Origin of the sequence: Flavihumibacter sp. CACIAM 22H1 (assembly GCF_001601815.1) — a bacterium.
Classification (GTDB): domain Bacteria; phylum Bacteroidota; class Bacteroidia; order Chitinophagales; family Chitinophagaceae; genus Flavihumibacter.
Window position 1 is genome coordinate 22,064 of sequence record NZ_LUKG01000046.1, and the last position, 14,667, is coordinate 36,730.

The following is a 14,667-nucleotide window of genomic DNA, read 5'->3' on the forward strand; positions in this document are numbered from 1 at the left end:
CCTGTAGCAGGTCGGCTGCAAGAAAAAAAACCATTGAGCTGTTTCGGAAAGTACGCCTGCCCGATCCGGAAGAACTGGTAAAAAAATACCCCCACCAGTTAAGCGGAGGACAAAAACAGCGGGTCATGATTGCCATGGCCATTTCCTGTGCGCCTGCTCTCCTGATTGCAGATGAACCAACCACCGCACTGGATGTAACCGTACAGCAAAACATATTACAATTGCTCGCCAACCTACAGGCACAAACGAATATGGGCCTCCTGTTCATTACACATGATCTGGGCCTTGTTCGTGATTTTGCACACCGTGTAATTGTATTGTACAAGGGCGAAATTGTTGAGTCCGGACCTTGCCAGGAAGTATTTTCCAATCCCGCGCATCCCTACACAAAAGCCCTGCTGGCCTGCCGGCCCATCTTGTACAAAAAAGGGCAGGTATTACCGGTAGTGGACGATTTTTTAACCAGTTCTTCCATTGCTTTCCCGGAAAAAAATGGGCTGCAACACCGTTCACCGGTTAATTCAGCCAACGACCAGCAGGTGCTGTTACAGATAAATTCACTGAAAGTCTGGTATCCTAAAAAAACAGCGCTATTCGGGAAGCCGCTTTCCTTTACCAAAGCAGTAGATGAGCTTTCTCTTGACATTTACAAAGGAGAAATCTTAGGGATCGTGGGAGAATCGGGCTGCGGAAAAACCAGTTTGGGACGGGCTTTACTGCAACTGGTGCCGATTACCGGCGGTACGGTTCTGCTGGAAGGAAAAAACCTGACGGCATTACCCAAAAAAGAATGGCGGGATCTGCGAAAGCAGCTACAGCTGGTATTTCAGGATCCCTATGGATCACTCAACCCCCGACGCACCATTGGTGAAGCTATCCGGGAAACACTGGCCGTACATCAACCAGCATTACCCATCAGCCGGCAAATAGAAAAAGTAACCGAGTTATTGGAAAGAGTTCACCTGCTGCCCGAACATTATAACCGGTATCCGCATGCCTTCAGCGGTGGACAACGACAGCGGATTGGCATAGCAAGGGCCCTGGCGCTGGAACCCCGATTCATTGTTTTTGATGAAAGTGTAAGCGCGTTGGATGTAAGTGTACAGGCCCAGGTTTTGAACCTGATCAATGAATTGAAAGCAGTATATGGCTTTACTGCTGTTTTTATAACCCACGACCTTGGCGTGGTGCAATACATCAGTGACCGGATAGTAGTAATGGACCGTGGTAAAATTGTAGAAATAGGTGATACTGAGCAGGTTATAAATAATCCTTCAAGTCCCGTCACCCGCCGGTTGCTGGATGCTCTTCCAGGAAAAGGGAACTTTGCGAGGTAAATAATAAATCCTACCTTTGCACCCATTTAAACATCATGCCGTAACATGATAACAAGTCCGGAGCCGTAAGTCCGGGTTGTACAAGACACCTAGCTCTCCCGGAATTTCGATTTGTGTCGTGTGGCTGATGGTTGTAAAACCATTTTATACATGAAGTTATCACAGTTTAAGTTCGATCTCCCCCTCAACCTTATTGCCCAGAACCCTGCGAAAAAAAGAGAAGACAGCCGTTTAATGGTTGTACATCGCAAAACCGGTAATATCGAAAACAAGACTTTTCGCGATATTCTTGATTATTTTGACGACAAGGATGTATTTGTGGTAAACAATACGAAAGTTTTTCCGGCGCGTATGTATGGACGCAAGGAAAAAACAGGGGCAAAAATTGAAGTTTTTTTGCTTCGTGAATTGAATAAACCCAACCGCCTCTGGGATGTAATTGTAGACCCGGCCCGTAAAATCAGGGTAGGTAACAAACTTTATTTTGGAGAAAATGACGAGTTGGTAGCAGAAGTAATTGATAATACTACCAGCCGCGGACGTACCATCCGTTTTTTATGGGAAGGTACGGATGAGGAATTTCGTCAAATGCTGGAGTTTCTGGGAGAAACCCCGCTTCCCAAGTACATCAAGCGTAAGCCGGATGAGGAGGATAAAGAGCGGTACCAGACGGTATATGCCAAGCATGAGGGAGCGGTTGCTGCTCCTACCGCTGGTCTGCATTTCAGCAGGGAATTAATTAAGCGCCTGGAGATCAAAGGGGTGCGTTTTGCGGAAGTTACGCTGCATACCGGCCTTGGCACCTTCCGCCCTATTGAAGTGGAGGACCTGTCCAAGCATAAAATGGATGCGGAATATTACCGAATAGATGAAATGGCCTGCCAGATCGTGAACAAGGCTAAAACCAATAATCATCGGATCTGTTCGATTGGTACTACTACCATGCGTGCGATCGAGTCTTCCTTTACGGCAGAAAAATTATTGAAACCTTCAGAAGGCTGGACCAATCATTTTATCCACCCACCTTATGAGTTTTCTATTGCCGATGCATTGGTTACCAATTTTCACCTGCCCAAAACCAGCCTTTTGATCATGACCTGTGCATTTGCGGGGTACGATCTGGCCATGGAAGCCTATAAAAAAGCTATTAAGGACAAGTATCGTTTCTTCAGTTATGGGGATGCGATGCTGGTGATTTAACAGATAGGTTTGGAATAATTCATATTCTGTTTTTATATTCATAGGATGAAAGCAATTCAATCGAAGGCGTTCATCCTATTTTTTTTGATGACAACCCTAAGCTTAAGCCTGTGCGCACAGGATGTATTTGATTTATACCCGGCAGATTCTATTCCGAATTCCAGGCCGGGAACCCTGGTTGAAAAAACAGAAAACAATGGCAGTGGCCGATTGATCATTTCCGGGGTCAGCAAGCCCACCCTTACTGTTTATTTACCGGATGCTTCCAAGGCAAATGGAACGGCGGTGATTATTTGTCCGGGTGGCGGTTACCGGGTGCTGGCGGCTGGTCATGAGGGAGCGGAGGTAGCAAAAAAATTCAATGAATGGGGCGTTACTGCATTCGTCCTAAAATACCGGTTGCCCTCGGATGAAATCATGGAGAATAAAACAATCGGGCCATTGCAGGACGCTCAGCGGGCTATTCAGTTTGTTCGGGAAAAAGCCAAGCTCTGGCAATTGAATCCGAAGCAAATTGGAATTATGGGGTTTAGTGCAGGCGGACACCTGGCCGGTTCAGCCACGGTTCATTTTGACCAGGCTTATATCAGCAACCCGTTAAAAACATCCTTACGACCAGATTTTTCCATCCTGGTTTATCCGGTGATTAGTTTTGGAGATGAGTTTGCGCATAAGGGAAGCCGGGAGGCTTTATTAGGCAAGGAGCCAGACCCTGCACAGGTTAAGTATTTTTCACTGGAAAACCAGGTAACCAAAAAAACGCCGCCGGTTTTCCTGGTGCATGCGAAAGACGATCGTACGGTTAAGCTTGATAATAGCCTGAAATTAATGGAGGCGCTGGAGAAAGCGAAGGTTAAACATGATATGTACACCTACGAAAAAGGCGGACACGGATTTGGCATGAATAATCCTACCAGCGATGTGGAGTGGATGAAATTCGTATACCAATGGATGTTTGACCAGGACCTGATCCTGAAAAAACGGTAAACGCGTCAGACAGGTGTTAGAACTCTGTTCTAACACCTGTCTGACGTCTACAATCCAAACAAGCCCGTATTAAGGAGTTGCAGTGTTTGCTGCTTATACGCAGAAGGAATCAAAAGAGATACATTGTGCCGGCTGCCCCCATAACTTACCATTCGAACAGGCACCTGCTTCAGGGAATCAAATAAACGACTCAACACATCCTTGGTTTCCGCAATTTCATTACCAACAATAGACACAATACTCTGCTCCCGATCTACCTCAACCGTTCCAAACGGTTCCAACTCCTTCACAATTTCTTTGAGATAAACATCACTGTCTATAGTAACCGAAACCGCTACTTCTGAAGTAGTAATCATATCAATCGGTGTCCGGTACTTTTCAAATACTTCAAATATCTTCCGCAGGAATCCGTACGCCAATAACATACGGCTGCTCTTAATTTTAATAGCAATAATGCCATCCTTCGCCGCAATCGCTTTCACGCCAACCGATCCTGCTTCCTGCGTAATGGTTGTTCCTGCAGCTTCCGGCTGCATGGTATTCAGGAGTTTTACAGGAACCCGCTCCTGTTGCGCAGGCCAGATACAGGTAGGATGTAGAATCTTTGCTCCGAAATATGCCAGCTCGGCCGCTTCTTCAAAACTTAATTGTTCAATAGGAACCGTTTTGTTCACCACCCGCGGATCATTGTTGTGCATGCCGTCAATATCGGTCCATATCTCACATACCGTACTATTAGTAGCCGCCGCTACTAAAGAAGCGGTATAATCACTTCCCCCCCTTTTTAGATTGTCGACCTCACCTCGGGCATTCCGACATATATACCCCTGGGTTATAAATAGTTTTTTGGAAGCCTGTAATTCCAGGATGGCATTCAGCTTTTTGCGGATTATCCCTACCTGTGGCTCATCGTTGGCATCAATACTCATGAACTCCAACGCAGGCAACAATGCATGCTCAATACCCTGCTCCTCCAGGTAAACGGAAAACAATTTCGTGCTCATCAATTCTCCCTGCGCCAGGATATCTTTATTCAACGCATCATTGAAAGAGATCTTCGTGATAATATTCAGAAACTCGAAATGCTCACTGATCTGTGCCGTAGCTTTAGCTCTTGTATCTTCTTTTTTCAGCAAATCGAGTATAAACTGTTTATAGTGTGCTTCCAGTTGGTCGACAATTTGTTTGGCCCCTGCTTTGTCGCCTTTTGAAAGTGCATCGCCGATAGAAACCAATGTATTGGTAGTACCGCTCAAGGCGCTCAGTACTACAATTTTAGCTTCCCCGTCTTTGGTTATTAACTGGGCCACCTGGTGCATTCTTTCCGGTTTCCCAACAGAGGTACCACCGAACTTCATTACTTTCATCAACAGTTGAATTTGCGAACGATGTCAACTAGAACCGTTCTTTAAAAAATATTAAACAAAATCGCCCAATTTCTGATCAGGCGGCAGCAAAATTACACCAATCGTAGTGGAATTGAAAATTTTTGCGCCAGTGATTGAAGATCATCCATTACAGCGTCTAAAAGAGGAATACCTGCCGCTTTTCGAAGGGCTTCCAACTCCCGCTCCGGATCACCGGGTACCAGAACAGCCGCTGCGCCTTCTACGGTTTTTGCTCCTCTGAATCGACGGATCCATTGATCCATATCTTTTTTGAAATCTGTAGCCGGACGAAAAGCATCGATTCGCATAGCTCCGAAAAAATGACCAATTCCTTTCCCGGGCATATCGGAAGGCATGGGTACATAAGCCGGAAAGGGCGGCACCCAGGGTCCATAATTGGCCCCACTTAACACTGCTGAAAAAATATCTACGATTGCGCCCAATGCATATCCTTTATGACTTCCATGTTCCCGGTCGCCGCCCAACGGCAGTAATGCGCCGCCTGTTTTCAATGCATGTGCATCGGTGGTTGCATTTCCGGCCGCATCCTGGATCCAACCGAGGGGTGCTTCCAGGTTTTTCCGTTGCAGAATTTCAAGCTTACCATTGGCCGCAGTGGTGGTGGCCATATCTGCCACAAAAGCGGGTTCCTCACCGGCCGGAATTGCCACACAAATCGGATTGGTTCCTAAAAGGCGTTCGGTTGAAAAAGTAGGCGCCACCAATGCACTGGCATTGGTCATACTGATACCGATCATCTCCTCTTCCAACGCCATCATTGCATGCCAGCCGGCGATGCCATAATGGTTACTGTTTTGTACACTTACCCAGCCGGTACCTACTTCGGCGGCTTTTTTCATGGCAATTTTCATGGCAAAAGGGGCCACTACCAAACCCAGCCCGCTATCTCCATCCACCACTGCCGTACTGGGTGTTTCATGAATTACACGGATAGCAGGTTGTGCATTCACCCTGCCGGCCTCCCACAAACGAATGTATCCGCTTAAGCGAGCAATGCCATGAGAATCAATTCCTCTCAAATCAGCACTTAATAATACGGTGGTTGCTGTTACTGCATCTTCTTCCGAACAACCGATCGATCTAAATAATTGCCTGGTAAAACTGACCAGGGTTTCGTATGGAACCAATGTTTCAGCCATGCTGCAAAGAAACAATAAAAAAGGTGCACCGAACTTGGTGCACCCAGTATAAAAATTGCCTAACCAATCAAAAAGGAAGATCATCTCCACCATGGTCCATGCTAACCGGTGCAGGACTACCCTGCTGCCCCGTTGAAGCGGCTGGTGCATATCCTCCCCCTCCCTGGTTTTCCGGACGTGCACCCAGTAATTGAACATTCAGCACACGCATAGAAAGAGATGCCCCGGTTGAACCATCATTTTTCGCATAGGTCCGCACTTCAGGCGTTCCTTCCACATACACCTGCGTGCCTTTTTTCAGGTAAGGAGCCACTGCCGTACGATCTGACCAATACGCACAATCCACCCAAATCGTTTTATCCTGCTGGTTGCCCTGTGCATCCCTATACCGCTCCGTATGCGCTACGGTAAAATTCATCACAGAACGTCCGTTTACATTATTCACGGTGCAATCTCTACCGAGATTTCCGATAACCTGAAGCTTGATCATAACTTAACAATTTTAGCTACGTAATTAATAGTTTGAACCGGCAATATACGCTAGCCATGCGCACCAAAAAACCGTGCTTTAACCCTTGTTGATAACTTTGTTTTACTCCTCTTCGGCAGTAGCAGATCCGGCTTCAATTAATCGCCCGAAAAAGACCGCGTTCATAAACAGTTTACTGCCTCCCAGCCAATAGGCCCTGAAATTGGGATTATCGCCGATACAGATAATCCGGCCATTGCCACTTGTCTGCACCAACACAGCCGCAGATTTTTTTATTACATCCAGGTTTTGCTGCGTAATAAATCCGCTTGCCAGGGGCTGACTACCATATTGGATCGGTGCGGCAAACGGGTTAGCAGGAAGTTTCATAAACACATTATTCTGTTTGAACAAATACATAAAATCCTGCTCGTATCCATAGGCCAAAGGATGTGTCTGGTCGGCCTGCGCCTGTAAAATAGCGCCCCTTACCTGTTGTGCTCCTACGATTGCCGAACGTTGTGCATAAGGATATTGTTTTGAACTATCCAGCACCGGTGCTGTTTTTTTAAATTCCAGCTTTACCAACCCGGCTTGTTTGGCCCATTCTATGGCATCCTCGGTTAAAATAAGGGTTCCGCCTGCCTGTACCCAGGTTTTTAATTTTTCTGTCTGGAAAGCTGAATAACTACCCCCTACCAGCACCATGGTAGTATAGCCCGACAAATTGATCCGGTTAAAAACCGGGGCTTCCAGCATGGATGGAGGCATAGCAAATCGCTGATCCAATAGGTGCCAGACCTCCCCCGCATCCAGCGCACTAACCCCGGCTCCCACCAGCAGCGCAATGGATGGCAACAGTACAGGCTGTAGTGAACGGCTTCCCAAATCAACGCCCCCGACCGACATACCGGTTGAAATCCCTTCCACATTAATGCCATTCAAACGGGCTTCTTCTTTAAGTAAGGAAAGCAATTCGCTGCTTGATTTTGTTTGGAGCTGCACCGGTATCAGTAGTGAACCCAAGGGGAAATTTTTCGGTTGCCCGTTGACGGTAGCTGTAAAAGTTTTGGTAGCTACCCGCATAACGACTCCCTGTTTCAATAAACTATTCAACATCCTGGGCGCATAATACTCACTCCATTCAAATACATAGGCATAGGCAGAAGAATCTGCCAATAGCTGTCCTTTTGAACTTTGCCAGGCAGTAATCGGCGCTGCTTTTACGGCAGCCAGCTGTGCAGCAGTTAGCGCACTGTTCTTCAAACCCATTGCCATGGTCATTGTCCAGGCGGTAATATCATAAAACAAACTATCCTTATAAGTGGGAATCTTTTCAAAAAAAGTTTGAATCAATTTGTATTGGGGTTGTTCGGTCCGCACCAGGTAGCTACTGCCCTTTTTGAACTTCTCTTTACCTATAGCAATATCCTGCTCTAACCGTTCCACATTAATTTCATGGCGCTGCAGCATTTCCACAAAAATGCCTGTTCTTGCTTCGTCGGCTTCATTTCCGAATATCCAGCCCTTCACCGCAGCCGCTTTGGCATCTTTTGCCATCTGCTGGTAAAAAGATCGCTGGTACTGCAATAACTCTATTCGCATAGCACGGGCAGCAGCCAGTGTTGATAAGGTAGTGGTGAACTGGTTTCGGATGGTGAAAGGAAACGTCAAAACGCCGTTGATGCTTTGCTGCGCATGGCCCCGTGAAGAGGCCTGTTCAAATAAAATTCCGATACATCCCTGTGCATCCGGATACGTGGATCCTTTTCCATAATAAAAATCGTCATAGCCTTCTTTGGTATAATACAGAGAACCGATTTTATCGAGGTAGTTCGCATGAAAATTGGCAATGGCCTGGGTAAGTTCCTGGTTTTTTACAGGTGTCAGCGGATTTACCCGGCTTGGTTCGCCGGGCTGAAAAAAGAAGGTAGCATCCGTTCCCATTTCATGGTGGTCGGTAAGAATATTAGGCCGCCATTGCTGGTATATTTTTAAGCGGTGCTGGCTTTCGCGGTGTTGGGCTGGCAGCCAATCGCGGTTAAGGTCGAACCAATAATGATTGTATCGTCCGCCCGGCCAAACCTCGTTAAACTCGCGCGATGCCGGGTCTGTAACCAGATTTGCACTGCGGTGCATATTGGCCCAGGTAGCAAACCGATTAAGACCGTCTGGGTTAAAGGAAGGATCCAGCAAAATAACCACTTCTTTCAGCAAAGAATCAATGGCTGGTCCGGTTGCTGCAGCCAGGTGATAGGCCGTCAACAACGCTGCATTAGCACCACTTGGCTCATTTCCATGAATGGAAAAGCCCTGGTAAACTACGGCAGGCATTTGCTCATATGTCAAATTACCGGTAAATCCGGGATCACTAAGCTTCCGGTGTTCTTCCCGGATGGATGGCAGGTTTCGGTGATTTTCAGGGCTTGTAATCGTCAGCAATACCTGTTGCCGGGCTTCATAACTGGTACCCATTACCTGCAATTGAATACGGTCCGGCACTGCTGCGGCCAGTGCTTTCATATACAGTACCAACCGGTCGTGTGTAATATGCCACTCTCCTACTTTATGACCGATTACCGCTTCCGGTTTCGGAACTGCCGGATTATAGGTTTGAGCAGCCGGCAGATAATAAGCAAGCTCCTGCGACTGGCCAACGAATCCGGCCAATACCCAAAATACGAATATAATTTTTTTCATATGTGTTTGATCTGAGTGGGAAGATAGGGAAAAGGGGGAAAGCAGAAAGGGGGGAGGGAGGAGGGGAAGGTTGGGAAGTTCGTATATTTGTATATTCAATTCAGAGCAAATGAGCAGAAAAGGCAAAGTGCTGGTAGCGATGAGTGGCGGTATAGATAGTACCGTAACTGCACTGATGTTGCACGAGCAGGGGTATGAAGTAGTTGGCATTACCATGAAAACCTGGGATTATGCCAGTTCCGGCACCAGTAAAAAAGAAACGGGTTGTTGTAACCTGGATTCCTTCAACGATGCCAGAATGGCTGCCGTACAACACGGGTTTCCGCATTTCGTATTGGATATCCGGGAGGAATTTGGCGACTTTGTGATCGAAAATTTCGTGGACGAATACCTGGCCGGGCGCACCCCCAATCCCTGCGTTATGTGCAATACCCATATCAAATGGCGGGCCCTGCTTAAACGGGCCGATGCCCTGGATTGTGAATTCATTGCAACCGGCCATTATGGAAATATTCACCAGCATAGCAATGGTCGTTATTATATCAGCAAAGGGCTGGATGAAACCAAGGACCAGAGTTATGTGCTATGGGGATTGCAGCAGGATCTTCTGAGCAGAACCCTTTTACCCCTGGGCAATTTCCGCAAAACCGAAATCCGCCAGATGGCCCACGATTTTGGTTACCCGGAACTGGCCAAAAAAGCAGAAAGCTATGAAATCTGTTTTGTACCCGATAACGACTACAGGGGCTTCCTTAAAAAGAAAGTAACCGGCCTGGAAGAACGGGTAGATGGAGGCCTGTTTGTCGACAAATCGGGCAGGATACTGGGCAAACACAAAGGGTATCCGTTTTATACCATCGGTCAAAGAAAAGGGCTGGATATTGCATTGGGCAAACCCGTGTATGTAACCGGAATTTTTCCCGAAACCAATACGGTAATGCTGGGTGATGAAGAAGACCTGAACCGTTCGGTTATGCAGGTAAATAAAATCAACTGGATAAAGTACGAAGGGGTCAGCGAGGCAATGGAAGCTACCACCAAAATCCGTTACAAGGATAAAGGCGCCCTTTCTACCCTGCACCCAACAGCAAACGGCGTAGAAGTTCGTTTCTTTGAAGAAGTAAAAGGCATTGCACCCGGACAAAGCGCTGTGTTCTATGAAGGAAATGATGTGATCGGGGGTGGTATTATTCAACGCCCGGTTATTGATCTTACCGGGCAATAAACCAATAGGAAAATCGTTACATCGCTATGAAAAAAGGAATTGGAAGTATGCTCTTACTGGCAGGTCTGACCATGCTGGTTTCCTGCGGTAAAGAATCGGCCGAACCTGATTACGAGGATGCTTCCGATTATATGGCGCTGGAACCAGGAAAGACCATTCTTTACCAGCTCGATTCCATTGTAAAAAAACCGTTTAACGACACGGCATTTTTAACCATCAGCTACCAGGCAAAAGATGTGGTAGATGCAGAAATAACGGATAACCTGGGCCGAAGCAGCTGGCGGGTATTTCGTTACCTGCGCCCGGTAAACAGTACCAATGAACAGGATTGGACCCCTAATATGACCTATATGATTACGCCCCTCAGAAAAGGAGTGGAAGTAATTGAAAACAACCTGCGCTTTCAAAAACTGATTTTCCCGATCGACCAGAATACGGTTTGGAAGGGGAATACGCATATCAATACTACTCCAGGCGGACCACTCGATTACCTGGATGCCTGGGAGTACAGCTATTCCGCTATTGGCGAAAGCTTCAGTCCCTTTGATACACCCATAGAAAACACCCTAACCGTATTACAGGCCGACGAAGCACTGGGTGTTCAAAATGAAAAACCGGAAGATCCTGACCTGGATGCTTATCGCACTTACAGCGTGGAAGTATATGCCAAAAACATCGGCCTTATTTACAAGGAACTGCGGTATTGGACCTATTCCGCCAGAACGCTTGATAACCTGGGCGCACCCGCACAACCCTTCCCTTATGGAAAAACCGAAGGTGGCGGTATTAAACTGCGCATGATCAGTCACCAGTAATTTTAGTTATACCCGTATAGCACTCAGGGCTGCTTCTTCTGAAAGAACTGGTGCATAAACAGGAATTGATAACGCACAGCAACGCTCCAGTAGTCCCAATTATGCGCCCCGGGCCGCGTTGTATAGTCATGCTGAATTTTTCTGTACAATAATTCCTGGTGCAGGCGTTCGTTTACTTCATAAAAAAAATCTTCGGTGCCACAATCTACCAGTATGGCAGGTTTTCCGGGTTCAGCCAGGTGCAGGAGGTTAATGACAGTATGCTCTTCCCAGGTGTTTTTATGGTCGGCATATTTCCCCAACCGCTTCTCCATATCCCATTTTTTTGGAAAGGGACGGATATCCACTCCCCCACTCATACTTCCCGCTGCACCAAAAACATCTTTATGTTGCAATGCCAGGTAAAGCGCTCCATGCCCGCCCATACTCAGGCCAGTTATGGCCCTGCCCAGGGGCGATGCAATTGTTTTATACTGCTGATCCACCCAATTTACCAGTTCTTTTGAAACATAGGTTTCGTAGCGGTATGCAGGATCAACCGGGCTGTCCCAATACCAACTGCCAAACCCGCCATCCGGGCAAACCAGCAGCATGTTATAACGATCGGCCTCCTCTTTGATCTGTTCTGCCTCTTTGATCCAGCTGGAAAAATTTCCTCCGTAGCCATGTAGCAGGTAAACCACCGGGAACCGTTGCTGCGGCGATCGGTCATAGCTAGCCGGCTTTACAATTACTGCCTTAATATCTTTTTGCATGGAAGCACTTCGGGTCAGCACTGTATCAACCGTTGCGGCATACCCGATTGACTGCTGGATGAATACCAGCCCAATAAACAGGAAGATTACTCGAACATTCATTCCATAAACCTACAAAATAATCAATCAACCAGAAGTTTCTATCCGGGTAATTGACGCAGGAGTGCAACAAACATGCTGTCGGCTTTCTGCTCATACCCGTTGAGCAATGCTACCTGAAGAGGTTGCAGGCCTGCCTGTTCTTTTAACCATTGGATCACCGCTTCATTTTCTTTCCGGAAAACCGAACAGGTTATATACAACAGGTAAGCACCCGGCTTTAATTTGGGAAGAAGGTTTTTAAGGATTTTTTTCTGAAGAGACGCATATTCATCGATCGCAGCCGGATCAAAAAAGCACAGGTTCTCCGGGTTTCGGCTCCAGGTTCCGCTACCACTGCAGGGCAGATCAGCCAGGATCAGGTCCTGTTCCGGCAACTGTTCATATTGTTCGCCGATTTTACTGCTTTTGGAAAGATCGGCTACAAATCCCTCATAGGAATAAAGGCCTGCCTGCTTAAAGCGTTGGTACAGGTTCTGCAGGATCGAAGGGCGTATATCGGTTACAGTTAGCTTTGCCCCGGGTAAACGATCGAAAAGCTGTATTGATTTTCCCCCACTGGCAGCACAGGCGTCCCATATCCTAAGTTCCTCCTGCTGGCGCAGCGCATCAAGCACCTGATCAACCACAGCGCCGGCCTCTTGCGAATTCAGGTCCTGGATTACCAGTTCTTTGTTCAATTCAAAGAGCTCTTCCACCCGGGTTCCATTCGGAAGCCTGAACCGGTCTTTCGCTTCCTGTTTAAAGACCCAGCCCGAACGTTCCAGTTTTTTGGGAATCAGTTGTGCATAAGCCGGACGCACTCGAATAAACAAATCGGGCTGTTGCAGGTGTGAGCAGGCAAACAAAACCGGATCAATTCCTGCACTTAGTTCAGATTGCCAGGGAAATATACCCGCAGCCAGCTCTTGCTTCGAATACTCCTTGTCGTTAGTTACCATCGCCAGTTTTTCCTCTACTGAAAGCGAGGTACTTAAATTCCAATTGGGTTGCAGCGCATTTAACAAGGTGCCGGGTTCTGCGGAACACAGGAATAATGCTGCTACCATCCTTTCTTCTGCAGTCAACCAATGCAATGATTTACCCAGCCGGAACCAGCAATAACAAAGCTGCGCGATCTGTTTACGATCGCGCGAGCCATGTTTTTTATGGGAACTAAAATAGTTTTTCAGATAATGTACAAAGGGTAGTTCTCCCTTGTATGCCTGCACCAGTTGAACGGCAATACCTACATGTGCCCGTGCAAACATCAGAGTTCAAGCAGGGTCTTAACCGGATCCTTACCAAAGAGCAGTTGCTCCGGTTTTTCGAGTAACTCTTTCACCCTTACAAGAAATCCAACCGATTCTCTGCCATCAATAATACGATGGTCGTAACTAAGCGCCAGGTACATCATGGGTCTGATAACCACCTGGCCGTTAATTGCCATGGGGCGCTCTTCGATTTTGTGCATTCCCAGGATGGCTGACTGAGGAATATTAATAATTGGGGTACTCATCAGTGAACCGAATACCCCCCCATTGGTGATGGTGAAGGTACCGCCGGTCATTTCGTCGATGGTAAGTTTATTATCCCTTGCTTTGGTTGCCAGTTCCACTACTTTCTTTTCAATATCAGCCATACCCATACTTTCCGCATTCCGGATCACCGGAACCACCAATCCTTTGGGGGCAGAAACTGCTATAGAAATATCACAGTAATCGTGGTAAACAATTGAATCACCGTCAATATACGCGTTCACTGCAGGCCATTCCTGCAAAGCAAAGCATACTGCCTTGGTAAAGAAACTCATGAAGCCGAGGTTGACACCATGTTTTTCCTTGAATTTGTCTTTGTATTGCGTACGCAGGTTCATTACCGGGCCCATATCCACCTCATTAAAAGTGGTAAGCATGGCCGTGGTATTTTTTGCTTCTACCAGACGGCGGGAAATCGTTTTACGAAGATTACTCATCTTCTCCTTTTTCTCGTTCCTGGTAAAGAGTTCTGCGCCTGGTTTACGACCCGGGTTATTCAACGCTTCCAGCACATCATTTTTCAGGATCTTTCCACCGCTTCCACTGGCTGCTACCGATTTCGGATCAATTTTTTTATCGGCAATGATGGCAGCAGCAACCGGGGTAGCTTTTACCTCGTTGGAAACCGCCGTTACCGGTGCATTGGCGGCTGCAGGTTTTGCTGTTTCTTTGGCAGCACTTGCTTCTTTCGGAGCTGTACCGGCAACCGGTACCGCTATATCCGTATTAATGGAGGCAACTACATCTCCTATTTTGATCACTTCTCCTTCTTTCGCTTTTGGGCTTAACTGACCGGCTTCTTCCGCATTCAGTTCAAAGGTTGCTTTTTCACTTTCCAGTTCACAAAGCACTTCATCGCGCTGAACCAGGTCTCCTTCTTTTTTCAACCATTTTACAAGGGTTACTTCCGTAATTGATTCGCCTACGGTCGGTACTTTCATTTCAATTATGCCTTTACCCACAGCTTTAGCCGACGGTGCCGGGGCTGCTTCCTTTTCGGTTGGGGTATCGGCGG

The 14,667-nt window shown here is 47.1% G+C and carries 12 protein-coding genes; 5 read left to right on the top strand and 7 right to left on the bottom strand.

The annotated features are described in order from the left end of the window. The 3 genes from A1D16_RS13335 to A1D16_RS13345 all read left to right on the top strand — a co-directional run. The coding region (locus A1D16_RS13335) for an ABC transporter ATP-binding protein (protein WP_290710260.1) at positions 1–1,337 on the top strand (1,337 nt) is incomplete at its 5' end. A 150-nt stretch (positions 1,338–1,487) separates the two neighbouring features. After that, positions 1,488–2,537 (top strand): tRNA preQ1(34) S-adenosylmethionine ribosyltransferase-isomerase QueA, encoded by a 1,050-nt coding sequence (gene queA, locus A1D16_RS13340; protein ID WP_290710262.1) that lies wholly within the window; start codon positions 1,488–1,490, stop codon positions 2,535–2,537. An 87-nt stretch (positions 2,538–2,624) separates the two neighbouring features. After that, positions 2,625–3,524, top strand: coding sequence for an alpha/beta hydrolase (locus A1D16_RS13345; protein ID WP_290710264.1), 900 nt, complete (start codon positions 2,625–2,627; stop codon positions 3,522–3,524). A gap of 47 nt (positions 3,525–3,571) precedes the next feature. On the opposite strand, the gene A1D16_RS13350 is transcribed toward A1D16_RS13345, so the two are convergent. From A1D16_RS13350 to A1D16_RS13365, 4 genes are all read right to left on the bottom strand, one after another. Then, positions 3,572–4,891, bottom strand: coding sequence for an aspartate kinase (locus A1D16_RS13350; RefSeq protein ID WP_290710266.1), 1,320 nt, complete (start codon positions 4,889–4,891; stop codon positions 3,572–3,574). Positions 4,892–4,983: 92 nt separating this feature from the next. Beyond that, a complete protein-coding gene (locus A1D16_RS13355; RefSeq protein ID WP_290710268.1) occupies positions 4,984–6,072 on the bottom strand; it encodes an Ldh family oxidoreductase in 1,089 nt (362 codons plus the stop codon). 67 nt (positions 6,073–6,139) lie between these two features. Further along, positions 6,140–6,562: a single-stranded DNA-binding protein gene (gene ssb / locus A1D16_RS13360; protein ID WP_290710270.1), complete on the bottom strand. Its 423-nt coding sequence runs from the start codon at positions 6,560–6,562 to the stop codon at positions 6,140–6,142. 102 nt (positions 6,563–6,664) lie between these two features. Further along, the gene (locus A1D16_RS13365; protein ID WP_290710272.1) at positions 6,665–9,241 is read right to left on the bottom strand and encodes a M14 metallopeptidase family protein; all 2,577 of its coding nucleotides are present in this window, start codon (positions 9,239–9,241) and stop codon (positions 6,665–6,667) included. A 109-nt stretch (positions 9,242–9,350) separates the two neighbouring features. Here A1D16_RS13365 and mnmA point away from each other — a divergent pair, with 109 nt between their 5' ends. After that, positions 9,351–10,466: a tRNA 2-thiouridine(34) synthase MnmA gene (gene mnmA, locus A1D16_RS13370; RefSeq protein WP_290710273.1), complete on the top strand. Its 1,116-nt coding sequence runs from the start codon at positions 9,351–9,353 to the stop codon at positions 10,464–10,466. Between the two features lie 26 nt (positions 10,467–10,492). Further along, positions 10,493–11,281, top strand: a complete 789-nt coding sequence (locus A1D16_RS13375; RefSeq protein WP_290710275.1) for a hypothetical protein — start codon at positions 10,493–10,495, stop codon at positions 11,279–11,281. Between the two features lie 23 nt (positions 11,282–11,304). Here A1D16_RS13375 and A1D16_RS13380 read toward each other — a convergent pair whose 3' ends face one another. Genes A1D16_RS13380 through odhB form a run of 3 tightly spaced genes read right to left on the bottom strand, consistent with a single transcriptional unit; the run spans position 11,305 to position 14,593 of the window. After that, on the bottom strand, positions 11,305–12,138 hold the full coding sequence (locus tag A1D16_RS13380; RefSeq protein ID WP_290710276.1) for an alpha/beta hydrolase family protein: 834 nt from the start codon (positions 12,136–12,138) through the stop codon (positions 11,305–11,307). 38 nt (positions 12,139–12,176) lie between these two features. Continuing rightward, positions 12,177–13,385, bottom strand: coding sequence for an Fmu (Sun) domain-containing protein (locus tag A1D16_RS13385; RefSeq protein ID WP_290710278.1), 1,209 nt, complete (start codon positions 13,383–13,385; stop codon positions 12,177–12,179). Beyond that, positions 13,385–14,593 (bottom strand): 2-oxoglutarate dehydrogenase complex dihydrolipoyllysine-residue succinyltransferase, encoded by a 1,209-nt coding sequence (odhB, locus tag A1D16_RS13390; RefSeq protein ID WP_290710280.1) that lies wholly within the window; start codon positions 14,591–14,593, stop codon positions 13,385–13,387. Before odhB ends, A1D16_RS13385 begins: the two co-directional genes overlap by 1 nt. Between the last annotated feature and the right edge of the window lie 74 nt (positions 14,594–14,667).

Excerpts from the sequence above, each read along its gene's own strand:
- A1D16_RS13345 (WP_290710264.1), top strand. The coding sequence starts at position 2,625 with ATGACAACCCTAAGCTTAAGCCTGTGCGCACAGGATGTATTTGATTTA.
- A1D16_RS13380 (WP_290710276.1), bottom strand. The coding sequence starts at position 12,138 with ATGAATGTTCGAGTAATCTTCCTGTTTATTGGGCTGGTATTCATCCAG.
- ssb (WP_290710270.1), bottom strand. The coding sequence starts at position 6,562 with ATGATCAAGCTTCAGGTTATCGGAAATCTCGGTAGAGATTGCACCGTG.
- A1D16_RS13375 (WP_290710275.1), top strand. The coding sequence starts at position 10,493 with ATGAAAAAAGGAATTGGAAGTATGCTCTTACTGGCAGGTCTGACCATG.
- A1D16_RS13385 (WP_290710278.1), bottom strand. The coding sequence starts at position 13,385 with ATGTTTGCACGGGCACATGTAGGTATTGCCGTTCAACTGGTGCAGGCA.
- queA (WP_290710262.1), top strand. The coding sequence starts at position 1,488 with ATGAAGTTATCACAGTTTAAGTTCGATCTCCCCCTCAACCTTATTGCC.
- odhB (WP_290710280.1), bottom strand. The coding sequence starts at position 14,593 with ATGAAAGTACCGACCGTAGGCGAATCAATTACGGAAGTAACCCTTGTA.
- mnmA (WP_290710273.1), top strand. The coding sequence starts at position 9,351 with ATGAGCAGAAAAGGCAAAGTGCTGGTAGCGATGAGTGGCGGTATAGAT.
- A1D16_RS13355 (WP_290710268.1), bottom strand. The coding sequence starts at position 6,072 with ATGGCTGAAACATTGGTTCCATACGAAACCCTGGTCAGTTTTACCAGG.
- A1D16_RS13350 (WP_290710266.1), bottom strand. The coding sequence starts at position 4,891 with ATGAAAGTAATGAAGTTCGGTGGTACCTCTGTTGGGAAACCGGAAAGA.
- A1D16_RS13365 (WP_290710272.1), bottom strand. The coding sequence starts at position 9,241 with ATGAAAAAAATTATATTCGTATTTTGGGTATTGGCCGGATTCGTTGGC.